Source organism: Nocardia sp. NPDC019395, assembly GCF_040632335.1.
In the GTDB taxonomy this organism is placed as follows: domain Bacteria; phylum Actinomycetota; class Actinomycetes; order Mycobacteriales; family Mycobacteriaceae; genus Nocardia.
Genome location: NZ_JBEYBT010000001.1, coordinates 648,719 through 666,043, shown reverse-complemented (window position 1 = coordinate 666,043; position 17,325 = coordinate 648,719). Strand labels below are relative to the sequence as shown.

Below are 17,325 nucleotides of genomic sequence, written 5' to 3'. Positions count from 1 at the left end.
TCTGACCGGCGAAAGCCGTAATCGGCTCGCGAAACGCAACAGCGCGCCGTGGCGGTTCCGCTGCCGCCACGGCGCGCTGGTGTCAGTGCCCCGTCAGATCTCGACGACCTGCTCGCGAGGTGTGCGGGAGGGATGATCGGGAGCCAGGAACGATTCCGGTACAAGGCCTTTGAGGTGGCCTTGGATCAGCGTAGCCATCAGTGACGAATACCAGCGGGCCTGCGGAATGGCGCCGAGGCCGATCCAGAGGCCCTCCTGGGCCGTCGGCTTCCAGTTGTTGTGGATCTCGCCGTCGGTGCCGAATCCCCAGATAGGACCGAGCTTCTCGGCCACCTCACTACCGAAGTAGTCGGCGATAGCCAGAGAGATGTTCTCGTAACCGGTCGCGAGCACGATAGTGTCGAGCTTCCCACCGGATCCGTCGCGGAGCCGATAGCCGTCCTGCTCGAAGGATTCGATCTCCTCGGTCTGGATCACGCCGATCTCCCCACTGATGATGCGCTCGGAAGCGCCCACCTCGAGGTAGTACCCGCCGCCTTTCTTGAAATATTCGTAGAAGAATCCACACGATTCGGCACCCGACCACACCTTCATTCCGGCCTCACGTAGCTTCGCGCGCAGGTCGGCGTCCCGCTCCTCGGCCATTTTCGTGCTGTCGAGGAAGTTCTGTTTCAGCTGGGGGTAGACGAGGCCCGCGAGGAACCTGATATCGACCAGTTCGGTGGGGATGATTCGCGGGTTGTAATCGGCGTAATGCAGGTTGGCGGTCTCGATATCGACCACGATCGCCGGCGATCGCTGCAAAATAGTGGCGCGGCCACCGTGTTTGGTGACGTCGAGCGCAATATCGTGTCCACTGGTGCCGACGCCGACGACCATGACATTCTTGCCCGTGTAGTCGCGGCCGTCGGAGAACTTGCTGGAGTGGACCACCTCGCCCGTGAAGTCCGAGAGCCCGGGAAGATCGGGGATGCGCGGGTTCTCGGTGCCGCCGGTCGCGATGACGACGTGCTTCGGACGGAATGTGCGCAGCGTGCCGTCACCGCGGCGAACCCGCACGTCCCACGTCTTCGACTCCTCGTCGAAGGTTCCGCCCAGGAACTCTGTCGAGGTCCAGAAGTTGATATCCATGGCCGCGACATACGCCTGGAACCAGTCGGCGAGTTTGTCCTTGGGAATGTACTCGGGGAAGCTCTCGGGGTAGGGCATATAGGGGAAGTGCAGCATCCCGTGCGGCTGGTGCAGGAGCAGCGAGGCATAGCGGTTACGCCAATTGCCACCGACCGAGGAGTTCTTGTCGACCACGAGGTTGTCGACTCCCAGGCGATTGAGCGAGGCCGCGGTCATCACGCCCATCTGCCCGCCACCGACGATGAGAACCTCCGGATCGCGCTCCTCGAAGTCCTGATTGCGGGCGCGGTGCTCGGACCAGCGCACATCGGGGTGGGTGTCGTCGAAGCGGTCTCGGTACGGCCATTGGTTCGGGTGGTCGGTAAAGCCGGTGAGGCGGGTGAGCAGATTGCGGGCTCGCCAGCCGACCGCGGACTGCGGGTCCTCGACGAGGTAGATCATGCCGTCGCCGCTGCCGGCGTCGACGTCGAAGGCAATAAAAGCCTCGACGACCGTCGGATCCTCGCCGACGACGGACGGTTCGGCGGGTTTGGAGTGGTCGAGGCGGAAGTTACGCGGGTGGGTACCTTCGGCGCCCGCCTCGATGAGTCGTAGCGCTCTTTCCTTCTCCGATTCCGAACGAAGGTTCCAGGTGAGCGCGCCCATATCCCGGACATAGCACTCGTCGAGGAAGAGTCCGTCCAAGGCCTCGTGATCGGGCCCGGCGAGGGCTCGATCGAGGGCCTGGAGCCACACGGTTGCCGCATTGCGTGCGACGGTTGCCTGTTCGTTGTCGGTGGCAGTCACGTTTCCTCGCAGTTCTATAAATGCACCTATTTGTGTAGAAAATGAAACGTAACACCGGCTCATGGGGTGGTCAACGTCTCAGTTCGAGGAGAGACGGCAGTGACCAGTCGGGGAGCCGACCGCTGCGGCATCGGCATCACGATCCCCCGGGGGATCGTCACGCGCGGCGTCGTGCCCGATATCGCGGCACACCGGAGAGTCGAGGCATATCTCGCCCCGTGAGTGGTTGTGGCGCAAGAAGACTCGATGAGGCCGCCGGCCGCTCGAAGGGGGGCACAGTGGAGCGGGATGACCTCGCCGCCATCACGTCGACGAAACGGGCCGGGCGATCCGGAGTCGATGCGACGGACCACCCGGCCGATGTTGTCACGGCCCGTTCCGGGCCTACACAGCGCCGGAGGTGAACTCGGCCTCGTGACCGATTCGTTCGGCCGCCTTCAGCAGGGGGTCGCGTGCCGCCAGCACCTGCTCCTCGCGGTGGCTCATCACCGCCAGGCTGGCACGAGGGAGGATATCGGGGATCAGCGCCGCGAGCGCGAATGCTCCCGGCTCCACCTCACCCGCGCTGGTGGCGTAGCCCCGCTCACGTACCTCGGTGACAACTGCCGGTTCACCCGGCCGCTGAGGTTCGGCGGCCATGAGTACGTACCCGGCCGCACCGCGGTCGAGCGGGGTCCGCATACCGGCGCGAAAGGCCAGATGGTGGCTCACCGTCAGCGGTTCGACGAGCTCGACAGACACCGCGTCGAGTCCTTCGGCGACGAAAAGTGAGACCGTGCAACCGAGCTCGTCCGCCAATTCCCGCATCACCGGCAGGGCGTACTCGCGCAGAGCGGGCAGATAGGACCGGGACATGACGGCCAGTCTCGCGCCGGGTAGGTAGCTGCCCGATGCCCCCTGGACGACGAAGCCGTAGTCACTCAGAGTCTGCAGGAGCCGGTAGGCGATCGACCGATGGACGCCGAGATGCGCGGCGATTTCCTGCACGCTCAGCCCCGCCGGCGAGTCGACCACCGCAAGCAGCGCACAGAGACCGCGGGCCAAAGTCTGACTGCCGACCTGCCCCCGTGCCCGCGCCTGGTTATCGCTGGTCGCCATCGTGACACCTCTCCTGTTCGTCACTGCCCTCACCGTCCCGGGCGCACTGTCTCGGCAGGCACCCGGGCGATCCCGTCCACAGGACCGATGCGCTGTTCATATTAGTAATCGAGCTGTTCGGCACGATTATCGAACGCCTCGATGTGGGTCACCGCACATAGGGCGCGGAGCTTCGTCCGCGGCTGACGGTACTCGATTGATATCAGGTCGTGCGAATATAGATCCCGAATGAGCGATAATAGATTACTCGATGATATGTGAATCCCTTGTACGAGATCACCGCCGAGTTCTGGGATATCGGGCACTCCCGCCTCCTCCCGGAAACTCCGTCTCCTCTGGCCGCGCAGCTACGGTGCGGCGCCCGACACACTCGGAAGGCGTGGTTCAACCGGAATCAACCGGGTAGGACGGCGGCAACGGCGCATCACCACCCGGAACACAGGAGGTCTCATGTCGCTGCAGGTCGCCGATTATGTATTGCAACGCCTACGCGAATGGGGAGTCGAGCAGGTGTTCGGCTACCCGGGCGACGGGATCAACGGCCTCGTGGCTGCCTTCGGTCGCGCCGGTAACGACCCGCGCTTCGTACAAGCCCGGCACGAAGAGATGTCGGCGTTCCAGGCCACCGGCTACGCCAAGTTCAGCGGGCAGACCGGGGTATGCGCCGCCACATCCGGGCCCGGCGCCATCCATCTTCTCAACGGCCTCTACGACGCGAAACTCGATCACGTTCCGGTGGTCGCGATCGTCGGGCAGACCGCACGGAGCGCGATGGGCGGCAGCTACCAGCAGGAGGTCGACCTACAGTCCTTGTTCAAGGATGTCGCCTCCGACTATCTGGTCGAGGTGAATGTCGCGAGCCAGCTGCCCAACGCACTGGACCGGGCATTCCGGACCGCGCAGGCACGACGCTCACCGACGGTCGTGATAATCCCCGCCGATCTGCAAGAGGAGCCGTACCGGCCACCGGAACACGAGTTCAAACAGGTACCGTCGAGCCCGCCGAGTAGCCAGCCCACCACCGCGACCCCGCCACGATCGGAAATCGACCGGGCGGCCGAGGTACTCGAGCACGGCTCCCGCGTAGCGATCCTCATCGGGCAAGGGGCACGCGGTGCCGCCGACGAGATCGTCGAGATCGCGGAAATCACCGGCGCCGGTATCGCCAAAGCCCTACTCGGCAAAGACGTTCTCTCCGATGAGCTGCCCTTCGTCACCGGCTCGATCGGCCTGCTGGGAACCCGGCCCAGCTACGAGATGATGCGGGACTGCGACACTTTGCTGATCGTCGGATCCAACTTTCCCTACTCCCAATTCCTCCCGGAGTTCGGCCGGGCCCGCGGGGTGCAGATCGATCTCGACGGAGCGTCGATCGGAATGCGCTACCCCACCGAGGTGAACCTGGTCGGCGACGCGAAAGCGACACTGCGGCAACTGATTCCCCAACTCCAGCGCAAGGCGGACCGTTCCTGGCGCACCACAATCGAGGACAATGTCGCCCGCTGGTGGGAGACCATCGGATATCAGGCGGCGCTGGAGGCGAAGCCGATCAACCCCATGCGGGTGGTTACCGAACTGTCCGAGCGCATTCCCGAGAACGCGATCGTCACCGCCGATTCGGGTTCATCGACCAACTGGTACGCCCGCTGCCTGCGCTTCCGCGGTGAGATGCGCGGATCGCTGTCCGGAACTCTGGCCACGATGGGCCCGGCTGTCCCCTACGCCATCGGCGCGAAATTCGCCCACCCGGACCGGCCGGTGATCGCCCTCGTCGGCGACGGCGCCATGCAGATGAACGGCCTCGGCGAGCTCATGACCGTCGCGCGCTACCAGCACCTGTGGAGCGATCCGCGGCTGATCATCTGCGTATTCCACAACAATGACCTCAACCAGGTGACCTGGGAACTCCGAGCCATGGGCGGAGCACCCAAATTCGAGGAATCGCAGCGCCTGCCCGATGTGCCCTACGCCGACCTCGCACACGAGATGGGACTCGAGGGCATCGCGGTCGATCACCCCGACGATCTCCCGGACATGTGGGACCGAGCCCTGGCCACCCGAAGCCCCATGGTCCTGGACGTCCGCTGCGACCCCGAAATGCCCCCGGTCCCACCCCACGCCAGTTACGAACAGATCAAGGATATGGGCAAATCGATACTGCGCGGGGACCCGGAAGCATGGCATCTCATTGTCCAAGGGGCAAAGACCAAAGCCCAGGAATTCCGTCCATGAGTGACGCGACCGGAACCCACCGGCCCGGTGCCCCGGGAATTGCCCGGAGTCCGGTCGACTCAGAACAGTTAACGGCCCTTGGGGGAGCGATTGGTCGCAGCCCGGCGTTCGGCCTCCTTGGCCTGGGCCCGTTCGTCCTCGGCGCGCACGGCGGCATAGCTTTCGCGTTCGCGGATCAGCCACTCCGGCGGATCCGCGAGGAAAGCGGCGATCTCGTCGGCGGTGAGCGCGTCGGACACTCCGGCTCGGGTCAGGCCGCTATTCGAGACACCGAGCTTGCGGGCCACGATATCGCGCGGGAACGGTCCGGTGCGGCGTAGCTCGGTGAGCCACTGCGGCGGGTTCGTCCGGAGCTCGTCCACCTCGGCTCGCGATATCGGGGCGTTCCGGAACTCTTCGGGAGCCGCCGGCAGATAGATGCCGAGCTTGTTCGCCGCGGTCAGTGGCTTCATCATCTGCGGTTTCTTGTCCGGGCTCACCGGAACAGCGTATCGGGCCGCCGAGCCGGTCCGGACGCCGCCGTGCCATACGCTTGCCGGTATGAGCCGGTTCCCCTCGATCGATGTGCAGCGCCTGCGCTGGTTTGCCGCAGTCGCGGAGGAGCTGCACTTCGCTCGCGCCGCGAAGGCATTGCACATCTCCCGCCAGAAGCTCAGCCATACGGTCATCGAACTGGAAACCGAGCTCGGCACGAAGCTGTTCGTGCCGGGGGCACAACCGACCCAGCTGACCGATGCGGGGCAGGAGTTGCTGCGGGAGGCCCGCGACATCATCGCGCGGACCGAGAACGAAGCAGGCACTGCGGCGGTCGCCACCCCCGCCCCGCTACGAGTCGGGTTCGTGCCCGGTGTCACCGTCACCAAATGGGAGCGGATCTGGGCCCGGCGGTTCCCGGATACCCCGCTCGAGCTGGTCGCTGTCGCCCAGGCCGATCAGGAGGCAGCCCTGCGCGAGGGCCGGGTCGATATGTGCTTCGTCCGCTTGCCGATCGACCGCGACGGTATGAACGCCATCCCGCTCTACCGTGAGTTACCCGTCGTTGTGGCACCCAAGGACCACGCGATTTCACTGTTCGACGAGGTCAGCATGACCGATCTCGCCGACGAGCGCCTGCAGGACACCGCCGACATCGACACCGTCAAGGCCGGCATCGAACTCGTCGCCGCCGGAGTCGGCGTCGCCATCGTGCCCCATTCGATCGCCCGGCTGCACCACCGGCGCGACCTCATCTACCGCACGGTGACCGATACCGGCGATACCGAAATCGCCCTGGCCTGGCCGCAGGCTCGGACCACCGGCTCGCTCGAGGAGTTCATCGGCATCGTGCGTGGGCGCTCGGAAAACAGCTCCCGATCCCCCACCGGGAAGAGCACCGAACCAGAATCGCGGAAACCGCACTCACCGGGGAAGCGACCGCGTCCCGCGAAGAAACCTATCGCCCCGAGGAAAAAGACGGCACGGGGCCGCAAACGCTGACGCACTGCCCCGCAGAACGCACAAACCCCGTGACATGACCGGCAATGCGTAACCGGTCACTCGAGCCGGGTCACGAGCTTCCGGGGGGCGATCATCCGATACGCCTCGACGATCAGCTCCCGGACCTCCACCCAGTCGACTGGTACGTCCAGGTAGACACCGACCCAGGTCGGTCCCACGAAGGGTGGGCGGAAGAACCGCTCGGGATCCCCCGCGACCAGTGCTTCCTGCTCACCGAGCGGCGCCGGGCACCAGAACCCCAGCCGATCCACCGGGTGTCGCGCGGAGTACTGGACCAGCGTCCTGCGGCGAACCGTCCACGACGGCTCCCCGTGATTGAGTCGCTCGGCCACCTCCGGCAAGGCAAGGCAGAGTTCACGCAGCCGGGGCACAGGATCGTCGGCCATGGACCATATTGTGCCGCCGACTCAGGACCCGGCCACCGTGACGCTGCCCAAATTGGTGAATTCGGCGACGATCGGCTTACCGGGCTCGACGAAAACGGCGTCGGTCATACCACCGGTGAGCACGATCCAGCCGGCTTCGAGCGCGAGCCCGCGTTCCGCGAGTGCGTTCGCGGCGAGTGCGAGCGCTTGCGCCGGATGCCCCTGGACGGCCGCGCCGGTCGCCGAATCGACCGCGGTGCCGCCCACATACAGAACACACTCCTCGAGCGCGAGATCGAGGTCTTCCGGGCTCCGCTCGATACCACCGATGACGAATCGCGCCGATGACGCGTTATCGGCAACCACATCGGGTAGCGCGAACCGAAAGTCGGTGAAACGGCTGTCGATCACTTCTATCCCCGCGTACACGGATTCGACGGCGGCCAGCGCGCCGGCCGCCGTTATCCCCGGACCTTCGAGTCGTTCGCCCAGTACGAAAACGATCTCGGGCTCCACCCGGGGATGAATCAGCTCGCCGGTGGGGATCGGCGCGCCCGCCTCGAGCACCATCGCGTCGGTCAGCCATGCGGTCAGTGGCGAGTCGATACCCATCCGCTGCTGTTTCGCCTCCGAGGTCAATCCGAGTTTCACCCCGACGACCTTCTCGCCCGCTGCCACCCTGCGGGCGAGCAGTGCATCCTGGACCCGGTACGCGGTCGCCACATCGAGATCGGGCCAGTCCTCGGTGACGGGATGGCGGTCGGTCCTCGTCCGCTCGGCACGAAGCAGGACCTCGGCAGCGGTTTCGACGCTCCACTCGGTGCTGTGTGCGCTCATGGGAAATTGTTCTCCTTCGGTTGTTGCGCTGCGCTGCAGTCGCATTGTCGGGTCAGTGTGCGAGATCACCGGAGCGCTGCGGATTTCCGGTCCGCAGCTCGCGTCCCTTGGTCTCGGGCAGGAAGAAGAAGACGATGGCGCCGGCCAGGAGGTAGAACAGCGCGGTGCCCATCATCGCGGCGCCGACTCCGGCGGAGTTCGCCATGAATCCGACCATGGCGGGTGCCAGGGCGCTGGCGGCGCGGCCCGCGTTGTAGATGAAACCCTGAGCGAAGGCTCTGATCTCGGTGGGGAACAGCTCCGCGAAAGTCGGGCCGAACCCGGAGTAGAAGCCGGTACCGAACAACGCCATCACCGGACCGAACGCGAAAACGACGATCGGAGCGGACAGGGAGAGGAATATCGGTATGCAGACCACCGCCGCGCCGAAATAGACGATGAAGGCATTGCGCCGGCCGATCCGGTCGGCGACATACCCGAACGAGATGAAGCCGGCGGCGGCCCCGATCTGCATAACGATGATCCACGTGGTCGAGGACAGCATGTCCATCCCTCGTCCGCCTTCGTCGACCGGCGAGGCGAGATAGTTCGGGATCCACGTGAACAGACCCCAATACCCGCACATGGCGGCGGCGGTGAATGCCAGGCAGACGGCGACAGCCCTGGGCTGCTGGGTGAACAACTGCCGCAAGGAGGCGAACGCGCCGAGCCGTGTGCCCGCCTCGAGCCAGATCTTCGGTTCCTTGGTTTCGCGTCGCACCCAGATGGCGAGCACTGCGGGGAAGACACCGACGAAGAACGCCCACCGCCAGCCGAGCGCGGGGACGACGAGGAACGCGATCAACGCGGCGAGACCGTAACCGGTGGCGAAGGCGCTCTGCACCCAGGCCAGGACCTTGCCCCTATGACGGGCGGGCCAGGTTTCGGAAACGAGGGCGGTACCCGCCCCCCATTCCCCGCCGACACCGAGTCCGACGATGACACGAGCTGCCATGAGTGTTCCCATGCCGGTCGAGAAGCCACAGAGCATCGTGCCGATCGAATAGCACAGGATGCTCGCGACCATCGCCTTCGTCCGGCCGAACCGGTCGGCGATATAGCCGAAGATCATGCCGCCGAACGCCGACGCCAGCAGCGTGAACGAAGCGATCATCCCCGCGGTGTCCCGGGCACTGCCGAAGTCGTCGATCACGTACGTCAAGACCATCGAGAAGATGACCAGATCCATGATGTCGAGCACCCACCCGAGGTAGGCACTCCAGAAAGCGCGCCATTGGTCTTTGGTGGCCCCGCGGTACCACCGCGTTTCCGAAGCCGGTGCTGTCATGGGTGATCTCCTTCTGAGAACGCAACCGCGCCACTTGTATCGCTCATCGATACTTGAATTCAGGCTGTCGTGACGCCGGTGTGGCGACCGTAACACGACCTGCGGTACTGTTGCGATGATCAGTACGGACGTATTGGTGAGCGATACAGCGGCGAAAGGTTCCGGTAATGCCACGCACGATGTTTCTTTTCGAGGACCACCTCCCCGCCGGCACCAAACCGGTCTACCTCCCCCGCGAAAACCGCTCGATCTACGTCGTATCCGGCGGACTGGACATCCGCTCCGATGACAGCACCCGGTACCTGCGCGAGGGCTCCGCACTGGTCGCCGACGAGGAACTGGCCCTGCACGCGACAGAAGTCGACTCCATCATCTGGCGATGGGAACTGGCCGGCGCCGCATCCGACGAAGCCGCGCACACCCTCCGTTCCGCCCCGCAGACCACCAGCGAACTGAAGTTGACGGCGACCTTCGAGCTCGACGATCGCTACACCTGGCTCATGCGGTGCGACACCGTGACCTTCCCGCCGGGTGGTATCGCCTGGACCCACCTGCACCAGGGTCCCGGGATTCGCATCACGAGGTCGGGCGAGATCACCATCGAGACCGAGGGCACGACGAAGGTCCACGGTCCGGGGTCGGCCTGGGCGGAAAAGGGAGTCGTGCCGGTGTACGCACCGACCACCGAGAAAGACGGGACGACCTTCGTCCGATGCTTCCTGCTGCCGAAACAGAATATGGGCGCGAGCTCGATCCGTTTTGTCCATCCCGAAGACAACGAGAAGATCAATACGCAGAAGTACCGAGTCCTCATGGAAAGAGTGATCGTTGCCTGACGACGAACCCGAAGACCCTCGCCCCGAACCGACGTCAGCCGTCCCCGGCACGCCGGCACACGCGCAGGCCGATTCCACGTCGGGTGGCCAGCCGGCGCCCACGCTCCTTCCATTACTGATCCTGGAGAAGGTGCTCGAACGCGGCGAGCCGTGGGGCGTCACTGCACTCGCCGCGGCCCTGGACCTGCCCAAGGCTCGAATTCATCGGCACCTCACCAGCCTCAGAGAGTCGGGCTTCCTCTCCCAGGACCCGGCGACACGCGCCTACGAACCGGGCTGGCGCCTATTGCTACTCGGGCAACGAATCAGCAGGCGAGCCGAACTGATCACACTCGCACGCCCCGTCATGACCCGGTTGCGCGACGAGATCGGTCAGACAATCGTGCTGTCTCAACTCACCGAACACGGCGTCACGGTCACAGAAGTCATTCCCGGCGGTTCTCCGATCGATGTGATCCTGAGCCCGGGAACCCAATTCGGATACAACAGCGCGGCACAGGGCAAAGTGGCCCTGGCGTTCGGCTCCCCCGATCAGGTCCGAACCTGGTCGCGGCTGGCCCCGGAGCAGCGCACACCGAGCACGATCATGGATCCGGCCCAGCTCCGTGCGCACGTCGCGACCACCCGCGGACAAGGGTGGGCGACGGCGCCGGAAGAGACGTTCCGCGGGGTCAACGCCATCGCGGCCCCCGTCTTCGCCCACGGTGGAGACCTGATCTGCACATTGGCCGTGATCGCATCCATCCACTACCTGCCCGACCCGCCCTCCCCCGAGGTCGTCGACGCACTCACCAACGCCGCGGACGCACTCTCCGGGGAGCTCGGCTACCAGCGCTGAGGCCCCGAACCACATTGCCCCGAAGGAGTACCCGTGCCGATAGTCCAGATCACGCTAGTCAAAGGACGTCCATCCGAATCAGTGGAAAACTGCGTCCGGCAGGTGGCCAGAACGGTCGCCGAGACGCTCGCGGCCCCCCTCGAAACCGTCCGTGTCGTCGTCCACGAGGTCGAGCCCAGCCGGTTCGCGGTCGGCGACACACTGAAAAGTGATCACTGACGCGCTCGGGCCGATCGCGTGGCCGACGGCGAGCAGGTCACCGTATCCGCGCCGGCCCTACCGGCGGGCGTAGCGGGCCGGCTCATCGCCCGGCACCGGGGCGACCGAATCACGGGCGACCAGATGCCGCAGATGCGCCGCAGCCTCCGACAGCGCCATACTCTTCGCCATGGGCGACAGCGCCGTCCACGGTTTGTACCACTTCATCCGCTCGGCCACCTCCCACACGGTCAGCCGATCGTCACCGAAGGCTTTGTACAGATGTTCCAGTCGCTCTTCATGGTGCTCGATCAACTCGCCGGCGCGGCCCGTCACATCCCCGATCAGGAGCCCGTGAGCGCCCAGACCCCGGGTGACGTTCATCGACTGCACTCGGCGTAGCGACGCCATGAACTGGGCCAGAGGGTCGCGGTCCTCGAGCGGATAGATGTAGTTCCCGATATGCGGCGTCGTCTTCTGCAGAACATGGTCGCCGGTGAACATCACGTCCGCGTCCTCCAGGTAGAAGCACACGTGCCCGGGAGTATGGCCCGGGGTGAACACCGCACGCAGGTCGCGACCGGTCAGCGCGATACGTTCATCGTCGGCGAGAGTGCGATCCGGGGCCGAGCCCTGACCTACGGGAACCTCCTGGCTCGCGGCGTCCCGGTATGCGTCCAGGTCGGCCCGGCCGGCGCCCGCACGGGCCATATTCGCGATCTGAGCCTCCATCCACGCGGCGTCCCGGTCGCCCGACATCTGCGCGAACAGCTCGTGATCGGCTTCGTGCATCGCGATCCACGCACCCGAGGCTTCCCGGACACGACCGCACAGACCGCTGTGGTCCGGGTGGAAATGGGTGAGGACCACCCCTTCGACGTCCGCCACCGAATGGCCGATCGCCGCGAGACCCGAGGTGAGCCCCTCCCAGGCGTTATCGTCATGCCACCCCGCGTCGACGAGCACCAGACCACCCGGCGACTCCAGCGCGTACACCAGGGTGTGCCCGAGTGGGTTGTCCGTGATCGGAACCTGGATCTGGAAGATGCCGTCACCGACCGATATCGCGCTGTTCACACCTTCCACCATATTCCTTAGGTAAGGCAATCACCTCTGGCAGCCCCGCGCAGCGCGCAATTGCAGACCTGCCGTCGCGCGCTACCGGAGCCGACGAAAGGGCGGCGGGCGGCTCGGCGGCATTCGCCTCGCCTCACCGGAGATCGCATTCCGCGCGCGTAGGGTCTGGCCATGGCGACTGTTGCTCAGCACATGATCTCTGCGTTGCAGGTCAGCGGCGTCAGCCGGGTGTATGGGTTGCCCGGTGACAGCCTCAACGGTTTCACCGACGCGATACGCCGATCGGACGGCATCACGTGGGAGCATGTGCGGCACGAGGAGGCCGCCGCGTTCGCCGCGACCGCGGACGCCGCGCTGACGGGCCGGCTCGCCGTCTGCGCGGGGAGCTGCGGGCCCGGCAACCTGCATCTCATCAATGGACTCTACGACGCGCAGCGGACCAGGGTTCCGGTGCTGGCCGTCGCCGCGCACATACCGATCGGCGAGATCGGATCCGGATACTTCCAGGAGACACATCCCGAGGAGTTGTTCCGCGAGTGCAGTGTGTACTGCGAGCTCATCAGCAGCCCGCAGTCCGCCCCGCGCGTCTTCGAGATGGCGATGCGGGCGGCGGTCGAGGAGAACGGGGTCGCCGTCGTAGTGGTCCCCGGCGAGGTGTTCCAGAGCCGCCTGTCCGACGAGCGATGGAGCAGCCGGCCGGTCCTGCCCACCCGCTCGGTGCTGCGACCGGACGATTCCACGCTGCGCCGGGCGGCGGACATCTTGAATGCCGGGTCACGGGTGACGATTCTCGGCGGGGCCGGGACCGGCGGCGCCCACGACCGGGTCATGGCCTTGGCCGCGGCGCTGCAATCGCCGATCGTGCACGCCTTTCGCGGCAAGGAACACTTGGAATACGACAATCCCTACGACGTGGGGATGACGGGATTGCTCGGGTACGCCTCGGGATACAAGGCCATCAAAGAAGCCGACGTGCTGCTGATGCTGGGCACCGACTTCCCGTATACCCAGTTCTATCCCGAGGATGCCGCGATCATCCAGGTCGATATCCGCGGCAGGCATCTCGGCCGGCGTACCCCGATCGACGTGGGCATGGTCGGCAGCGTGCGGGACACGATCGACGCGCTGCTCCCCCTGCTGTCGCACAAGGACGACAGGACACACCTGGACAGGTCGCTGAAACATTACCGGCGCACCCGTAAATCGCTCGACGCGCTGGCGGTCAACGACCGCGACCGCACACCTGTCCGCCCGGAATACGTTGCCGGCCTGGTGAACCGGCTGGCCGACGACGACGCGGTGTTCACCTTCGACGTCGGGTCGCCGACGATCTGGGCGGCACGTTATCTGACCATGAACGGCCGGCGACGTCTGACCGGCTCGTTCACGCACGGCACGATGGCCTGCGCCCTGCCACATGCGATCGGCGCGCAGACGGCCCACCGGGACCGCCAGGTGATCGCCCTCGCCGGTGACGGCGGATTGACGATGCTGTTCGGCGAGCTGATCACGCTGCTGCAGAACGACTTACCGGTCAAGGTGATCGTATTCAACAACTCGTCGCTGAACTTCGTGGAGCTGGAGATGAAGGCGGCCGGGGTGGTGAATTTCGGTACCGGCCTGAACAACCCCGACTTCGGTGCCGTCGCCCGGGCGATGGGCATCTGGGGGCGCCGCGTGGAACAGCCCGGTGACCTGGAGCCGGCCATCGAAGAGGCCTTCGCACACGAGGGACCGGCACTCGTCGATGTCGTGGTGGCCCGGCAGGAACTGACGATTCCGCCCGCGGTCTCCGCCGAGCAGGCCAAGGGTTTCACCATCTACGCCATCCGCACGATCCTCGCCGGACGCGCCGACGAACTGCTCGACCTGGTCACCACGAACGTCGCCCGGCGAATCCTGGACTAGAGCAACCGCTGGCGACCGGCGCGCGGCGATTCCCACAAACGGCTTGCTATTTCAGGAGACTTCCCGCGTCGACGGGGAGCGGAAGTCCGGTGATATAGCGGGCTTCGTCGGAGGCGAGGAACAGGACTGCGTTGCTGATGTCCACCGGTTCCACCCAGCCCACCGGCAGCACGTGCATGAGCTGGGCAACGGGCGCGAAGTCGTCGGGGCCGGGGTTCTCCAGGTCCGGGCGGAACAGTTTCATCGTTCCTTCGTTCATGAACATCGGGGTGTTCACGTTGGTGGGCAGGACCGAGTTGACCCTGATGGAGTGCTGGCCGAGTTCCACCGCGAAGCTGCGCATCAGGCCGATGACTCCGTGCTTGGCGGCGATGTAGTGGCCGGTGTTGGGGTACGCCTTGAGACCGCCGACCGAACTGGTGAGGACGACCGATCCCGCGCCGGCGGTCAACAGGTGGGGCACGCCGGCTTTCACCGTTTTCCACACGCCCGAAAGGTTGATGTCGATCATGGTCTGCCAGTCGGGTTCGGCGGTCTTGTCCAGGGTTTCGCCGCCGTTGCCGATACCGGCGTTGGCCACGATGATATCGAGGCGCCCGAGTTGTTCCACGCCGTTGTCGAGTGCGGTTTTCAGGGCGTCGTAGTCACGGACGTCGACCTGTTCGGTCACGATCCGGCGGCCGTGGTTCTTGACCAGATCGGCGGTCTCGGCCAGATCTTCCGGTGTCGACGGGGCGATATCGTCGCTGCCACTGACCGCCTTACAGACATCTACGGCAATGATGTCGGCGCCTTCCTGCGCCAGCCGGACCGCGTGGCTGCGGCCTTGTCCGCGTGCTGCTCCCGTGATGAAGGCAACCTTGCCTTCGACCCGTCCGGCCATGTTCCACCTCGTTCTATCGCTGTACGGCCACCGCATCGATGCGGCGGCCGCGAAGAAATCGAGCAAAAAATTGATCGATCGATAAAACTGTGACAGCAGCGGTGCGGACTGTCAACGAGAAACCGGCTATTCAGGCCGGCGGACGGCCCCCGTGGCCGCCACCGGCGGACGGTACCGGCTCATCAGATCTTCGACGAACACGCGCAGCTCGTCGTGCCCCTGCCGCATACCCACAGCACCTTCGTTGCAGAGGATTCGAGCCGCACCGGTGAGCAGCATCGACACGACAACGGGTGGGAACTGCGCGAGATCGACTCCGCACGAGCGCAGCACCAGGGTGACCGCGGCGGTTTCGATATCGCGGACACGTTCGGCGAAAACCTTCAGCTCCGCTCCCACCGCCTTGCGATGGTTGGCCAGCGCCATGAACTCGGTGTTCAGCTGGGTGAACCGGGCATCGGTGTTGATCTCCCACAACACCTGCAGCGGATCGTCGGCAGTGAGCGCTTGCCGCATCCGGTCCAGCGCCTTCTCACCACCGGCACGCATCACCGCGACGAACAGGTCGTCCATCGTCGGGAAGTAGTAGTACACCAGGGTCGATTTCACCCCGGCAACGGCCGCGACCCGACGTGAGGTCGCCGCGGCGTAGCCCTCCTCACGGATGATCTGAGCGGTCGCCTCCATAAGCCGCAGCCGAGTCCCGGTGTCGGCGGCTTTGGCAGCACGCTTCGTGGGCATTCAGCGGCACCGCCCGAATGCGCGGCCGACCGGCCCGTTCACGAAGGGGATCGCAATCCTTGACTGCCCGAAATGCCGCATGGTAACCATGGTGCACTCTAACATTTTATCGGTCGATCAACTCTCGACGAGGACTACGAGCGTCTGCCGCGAGCGGATCGACGGGATATCGAACGGCCACCGCGGTATCGCCGCCGTGGCCTGCATCGAAAGGCTGCGAGCCGATGACCGACCTTGCCGCACGGGATTTCTTCTCCGATGAAGCCATCGCCCAGGATCCCTACGCGTACCTCGACCACCTGCGCGGCCGGAACCCGGTCTTCCGCGAACCCCACTACGGCGTGGTCGCGGTAACCGGCTATCAGGAGGTCAACGAAGCCTTCCGCAACACCGCGGACTTCTCGGCGTGCATCTCCATCGGCGGACCGTTCCCGCCGCTGCCGTTCGAGCCGGCCGGCGACGATATCTCCGCGCAGATCGCCGCGCACCGGCATCTGTTTCCGATCTTCGAGCATATGGTGACGATGGACCCGCCGGAGCACACTCGCGCACGGTCGCTGCTCAATCGCCTGCTCACCCCGAAACGGCTGAAGGAGAACGAGGACTACATGTGGCGGCAGGTCGACCGCCAGCTCGACGAGTTCCTCGATACCGGCCGGTGCGAGTTCCTCGGCGATTACGCGAAACCCTTCGCCACCCTGGTGATCACCGACCTGCTGGGCGTCCCCGAAGCCGACCGGGAGCGGTTCCGCGAGACCCTGGCCGGCGACGACCGGTCCGGTAGGCGCCCGGGCGCCCTGGACCACGAACCGGTCGGCCGCAATCCACTGGAGTGGCTCGACGAGACGTTCAGCGCCTATATCGCCGATCGCCGCCACACACCCCGCCCCGATGTCCTCGGCACCCTGGCGACAACTCACTATCCGGACGGCACGCTGCCCGAGATCATCGACGTCGTCCGTCCCGCGACGTTCCTTTTCGCAGCGGGTCAGGAGACAGTGACGAAACTGCTCAGCTCCGCGGTGCGAGTGCTGGCCGAGCGCCCGGATCTCCAGGAGCGGCTCCGCGCCGACCGCAGTCTCGTCGGCAACTTCATGGAGGAAGCACTACGGATCGAAAGCCCGACCAAAGTCGACTTCCGGCTCGCCCGCCGGTCCACCTCGCTCGGCGGTGTCGACATTCCCGCCGGCACCGTGCTCATGCTGTGCATCGGCGCCGCCAACCGTGATCCCCGTAAATTCGACAACCCCGCCGAATTCCGGATCGACCGCGGCAACGCCCGCGAGCACATCGCATTCGGCCGGGGTATCCACACCTGCGCCGGGGCACCGCTGGCCCGGGTGGAGGGTCAGGTCACCCTCAACCGCATGCTCGACCGGATGAGCGATATCGCGATCGACGAGAGCGCGCACGGCTCCACGCACCACTTCGACTACGAGCCGACTTTTCTCCTGCGCGGACTGCGCGACCTCCACATCACCTTCACTGCCGACTGATCCGCGGACCCGCAGGAGCCGCCCCGTCCCGACCGCGGGATGCGGCGGCTCCTGTCAGGACACAGAAACCGTTGC

Annotated in this window: 17 protein-coding genes; 8 read left to right on the top strand and 9 right to left on the bottom strand. The window is 65.5% G+C overall.

What is annotated here, in order from left to right:
* Positions 1–93: 93 nt before the first annotated feature.
* Positions 94–1,917, bottom strand: coding sequence for an NAD(P)/FAD-dependent oxidoreductase (locus ABZ827_RS03100; RefSeq protein WP_357232036.1), 1,824 nt, complete (start codon positions 1,915–1,917; stop codon positions 94–96).
* Positions 1,918–2,016: 99 nt separating this feature from the next.
* Here ABZ827_RS03100 and ABZ827_RS03095 point away from each other — a divergent pair, with 99 nt between their 5' ends.
* Positions 2,017–2,139: a hypothetical protein gene (locus ABZ827_RS03095; RefSeq protein WP_357232033.1), complete on the top strand. Its 123-nt coding sequence runs from the start codon at positions 2,017–2,019 to the stop codon at positions 2,137–2,139.
* A 162-nt stretch (positions 2,140–2,301) separates the two neighbouring features.
* On the opposite strand, the gene ABZ827_RS03090 is transcribed toward ABZ827_RS03095, so the two are convergent.
* Positions 2,302–3,015, bottom strand: a complete 714-nt coding sequence (locus tag ABZ827_RS03090; protein ID WP_357232030.1) for a helix-turn-helix domain-containing protein — start codon at positions 3,013–3,015, stop codon at positions 2,302–2,304.
* A gap of 450 nt (positions 3,016–3,465) precedes the next feature.
* Here ABZ827_RS03090 and ABZ827_RS03085 point away from each other — a divergent pair, with 450 nt between their 5' ends.
* Positions 3,466–5,247, top strand: coding sequence for a thiamine pyrophosphate-requiring protein (locus tag ABZ827_RS03085; RefSeq protein WP_357232027.1), 1,782 nt, complete (start codon positions 3,466–3,468; stop codon positions 5,245–5,247).
* Positions 5,248–5,315: 68 nt separating this feature from the next.
* On the opposite strand, the gene ABZ827_RS03080 is transcribed toward ABZ827_RS03085, so the two are convergent.
* The gene (locus ABZ827_RS03080) at positions 5,316–5,726 is read right to left on the bottom strand and encodes a DUF5997 family protein (protein ID WP_357232024.1); all 411 of its coding nucleotides are present in this window, start codon (positions 5,724–5,726) and stop codon (positions 5,316–5,318) included.
* A gap of 61 nt (positions 5,727–5,787) precedes the next feature.
* On the opposite strand from ABZ827_RS03080, the gene ABZ827_RS03075 reads away from it, so the two are divergent.
* The gene (locus tag ABZ827_RS03075) at positions 5,788–6,723 is read left to right on the top strand and encodes a LysR substrate-binding domain-containing protein (RefSeq protein ID WP_357232021.1); all 936 of its coding nucleotides are present in this window, start codon (positions 5,788–5,790) and stop codon (positions 6,721–6,723) included.
* Positions 6,724–6,779: 56 nt separating this feature from the next.
* On the opposite strand, the gene ABZ827_RS03070 is transcribed toward ABZ827_RS03075, so the two are convergent.
* From ABZ827_RS03070 to ABZ827_RS03060, 3 genes are read right to left on the bottom strand one after another with little or no spacing between them, the layout of a single operon-like run.
* The gene (locus tag ABZ827_RS03070) at positions 6,780–7,130 is read right to left on the bottom strand and encodes an MmcQ/YjbR family DNA-binding protein (RefSeq protein ID WP_357232019.1); all 351 of its coding nucleotides are present in this window, start codon (positions 7,128–7,130) and stop codon (positions 6,780–6,782) included.
* A 21-nt stretch (positions 7,131–7,151) separates the two neighbouring features.
* Positions 7,152–7,946 (bottom strand): fumarylacetoacetate hydrolase family protein, encoded by a 795-nt coding sequence (locus tag ABZ827_RS03065; protein WP_357232017.1) that lies wholly within the window; start codon positions 7,944–7,946, stop codon positions 7,152–7,154.
* 52 nt (positions 7,947–7,998) lie between these two features.
* Entirely contained in the window at positions 7,999–9,273 is a 1,275-nt protein-coding gene (locus tag ABZ827_RS03060) for an MFS transporter (RefSeq protein WP_357232014.1), read from the bottom strand.
* A gap of 167 nt (positions 9,274–9,440) precedes the next feature.
* Here ABZ827_RS03060 and ABZ827_RS03055 point away from each other — a divergent pair, with 167 nt between their 5' ends.
* Genes ABZ827_RS03055 through ABZ827_RS03045 form a run of 3 tightly spaced genes read left to right on the top strand, consistent with a single transcriptional unit; the run spans position 9,441 to position 11,166 of the window.
* Positions 9,441–10,109, top strand: a complete 669-nt coding sequence (locus ABZ827_RS03055; protein ID WP_357232011.1) for a hypothetical protein — start codon at positions 9,441–9,443, stop codon at positions 10,107–10,109.
* Positions 10,102–10,947, top strand: a complete 846-nt coding sequence (locus tag ABZ827_RS03050) for an IclR family transcriptional regulator (RefSeq protein WP_357232008.1) — start codon at positions 10,102–10,104, stop codon at positions 10,945–10,947. The genes ABZ827_RS03055 and ABZ827_RS03050 overlap by 8 nt, the downstream gene beginning before the upstream one ends.
* Positions 10,948–10,980: 33 nt before the next feature.
* Complete coding sequence (locus ABZ827_RS03045; RefSeq protein ID WP_357232005.1) at positions 10,981–11,166, top strand: tautomerase family protein; 186 nt, start codon at positions 10,981–10,983, stop codon at positions 11,164–11,166.
* Positions 11,167–11,223: 57 nt separating this feature from the next.
* On the opposite strand, the gene ABZ827_RS03040 is transcribed toward ABZ827_RS03045, so the two are convergent.
* Positions 11,224–12,222 carry an MBL fold metallo-hydrolase gene (locus ABZ827_RS03040; protein WP_357232002.1) on the bottom strand — a complete coding sequence of 333 codons (999 nt, stop codon included), beginning with the start codon at positions 12,220–12,222 and terminating at the stop codon, positions 11,224–11,226.
* 171 nt (positions 12,223–12,393) lie between these two features.
* On the opposite strand from ABZ827_RS03040, the gene poxB reads away from it, so the two are divergent.
* A complete protein-coding gene (gene poxB / locus ABZ827_RS03035) occupies positions 12,394–14,130 on the top strand; it encodes a ubiquinone-dependent pyruvate dehydrogenase (protein WP_357232000.1) in 1,737 nt (578 codons plus the stop codon).
* Between the two features lie 46 nt (positions 14,131–14,176).
* Here poxB and ABZ827_RS03030 read toward each other — a convergent pair whose 3' ends face one another.
* Together ABZ827_RS03030 and ABZ827_RS03025 are read right to left on the bottom strand one after the other, a co-directional pair.
* Positions 14,177–15,013 (bottom strand): mycofactocin-coupled SDR family oxidoreductase, encoded by an 837-nt coding sequence (locus tag ABZ827_RS03030; protein WP_357231997.1) that lies wholly within the window; start codon positions 15,011–15,013, stop codon positions 14,177–14,179.
* A 126-nt stretch (positions 15,014–15,139) separates the two neighbouring features.
* Complete coding sequence (locus ABZ827_RS03025) at positions 15,140–15,754, bottom strand: TetR/AcrR family transcriptional regulator (protein WP_357231994.1); 615 nt, start codon at positions 15,752–15,754, stop codon at positions 15,140–15,142.
* A gap of 224 nt (positions 15,755–15,978) precedes the next feature.
* Between ABZ827_RS03025 and ABZ827_RS03020 the strand changes: the two genes are divergently transcribed.
* Complete coding sequence (locus ABZ827_RS03020; RefSeq protein WP_357231991.1) at positions 15,979–17,250, top strand: cytochrome P450; 1,272 nt, start codon at positions 15,979–15,981, stop codon at positions 17,248–17,250.
* Positions 17,251–17,325: the final 75 nt, after the last annotated feature.

Excerpts from the sequence above, each read along its gene's own strand:
- ABZ827_RS03090 (WP_357232030.1), bottom strand. The coding sequence starts at position 3,015 with ATGGCGACCAGCGATAACCAGGCGCGGGCACGGGGGCAGGTCGGCAGT.
- ABZ827_RS03085 (WP_357232027.1), top strand. The coding sequence starts at position 3,466 with ATGTCGCTGCAGGTCGCCGATTATGTATTGCAACGCCTACGCGAATGG.
- ABZ827_RS03075 (WP_357232021.1), top strand. The coding sequence starts at position 5,788 with ATGAGCCGGTTCCCCTCGATCGATGTGCAGCGCCTGCGCTGGTTTGCC.
- ABZ827_RS03070 (WP_357232019.1), bottom strand. The coding sequence starts at position 7,130 with ATGGCCGACGATCCTGTGCCCCGGCTGCGTGAACTCTGCCTTGCCTTG.
- ABZ827_RS03065 (WP_357232017.1), bottom strand. The coding sequence starts at position 7,946 with ATGAGCGCACACAGCACCGAGTGGAGCGTCGAAACCGCTGCCGAGGTC.
- ABZ827_RS03060 (WP_357232014.1), bottom strand. The coding sequence starts at position 9,273 with ATGACAGCACCGGCTTCGGAAACGCGGTGGTACCGCGGGGCCACCAAA.
- ABZ827_RS03055 (WP_357232011.1), top strand. The coding sequence starts at position 9,441 with ATGCCACGCACGATGTTTCTTTTCGAGGACCACCTCCCCGCCGGCACC.
- poxB (WP_357232000.1), top strand. The coding sequence starts at position 12,394 with ATGGCGACTGTTGCTCAGCACATGATCTCTGCGTTGCAGGTCAGCGGC.
- ABZ827_RS03030 (WP_357231997.1), bottom strand. The coding sequence starts at position 15,013 with ATGGCCGGACGGGTCGAAGGCAAGGTTGCCTTCATCACGGGAGCAGCA.
- ABZ827_RS03025 (WP_357231994.1), bottom strand. The coding sequence starts at position 15,754 with ATGCCCACGAAGCGTGCTGCCAAAGCCGCCGACACCGGGACTCGGCTG.
- ABZ827_RS03020 (WP_357231991.1), top strand. The coding sequence starts at position 15,979 with ATGACCGACCTTGCCGCACGGGATTTCTTCTCCGATGAAGCCATCGCC.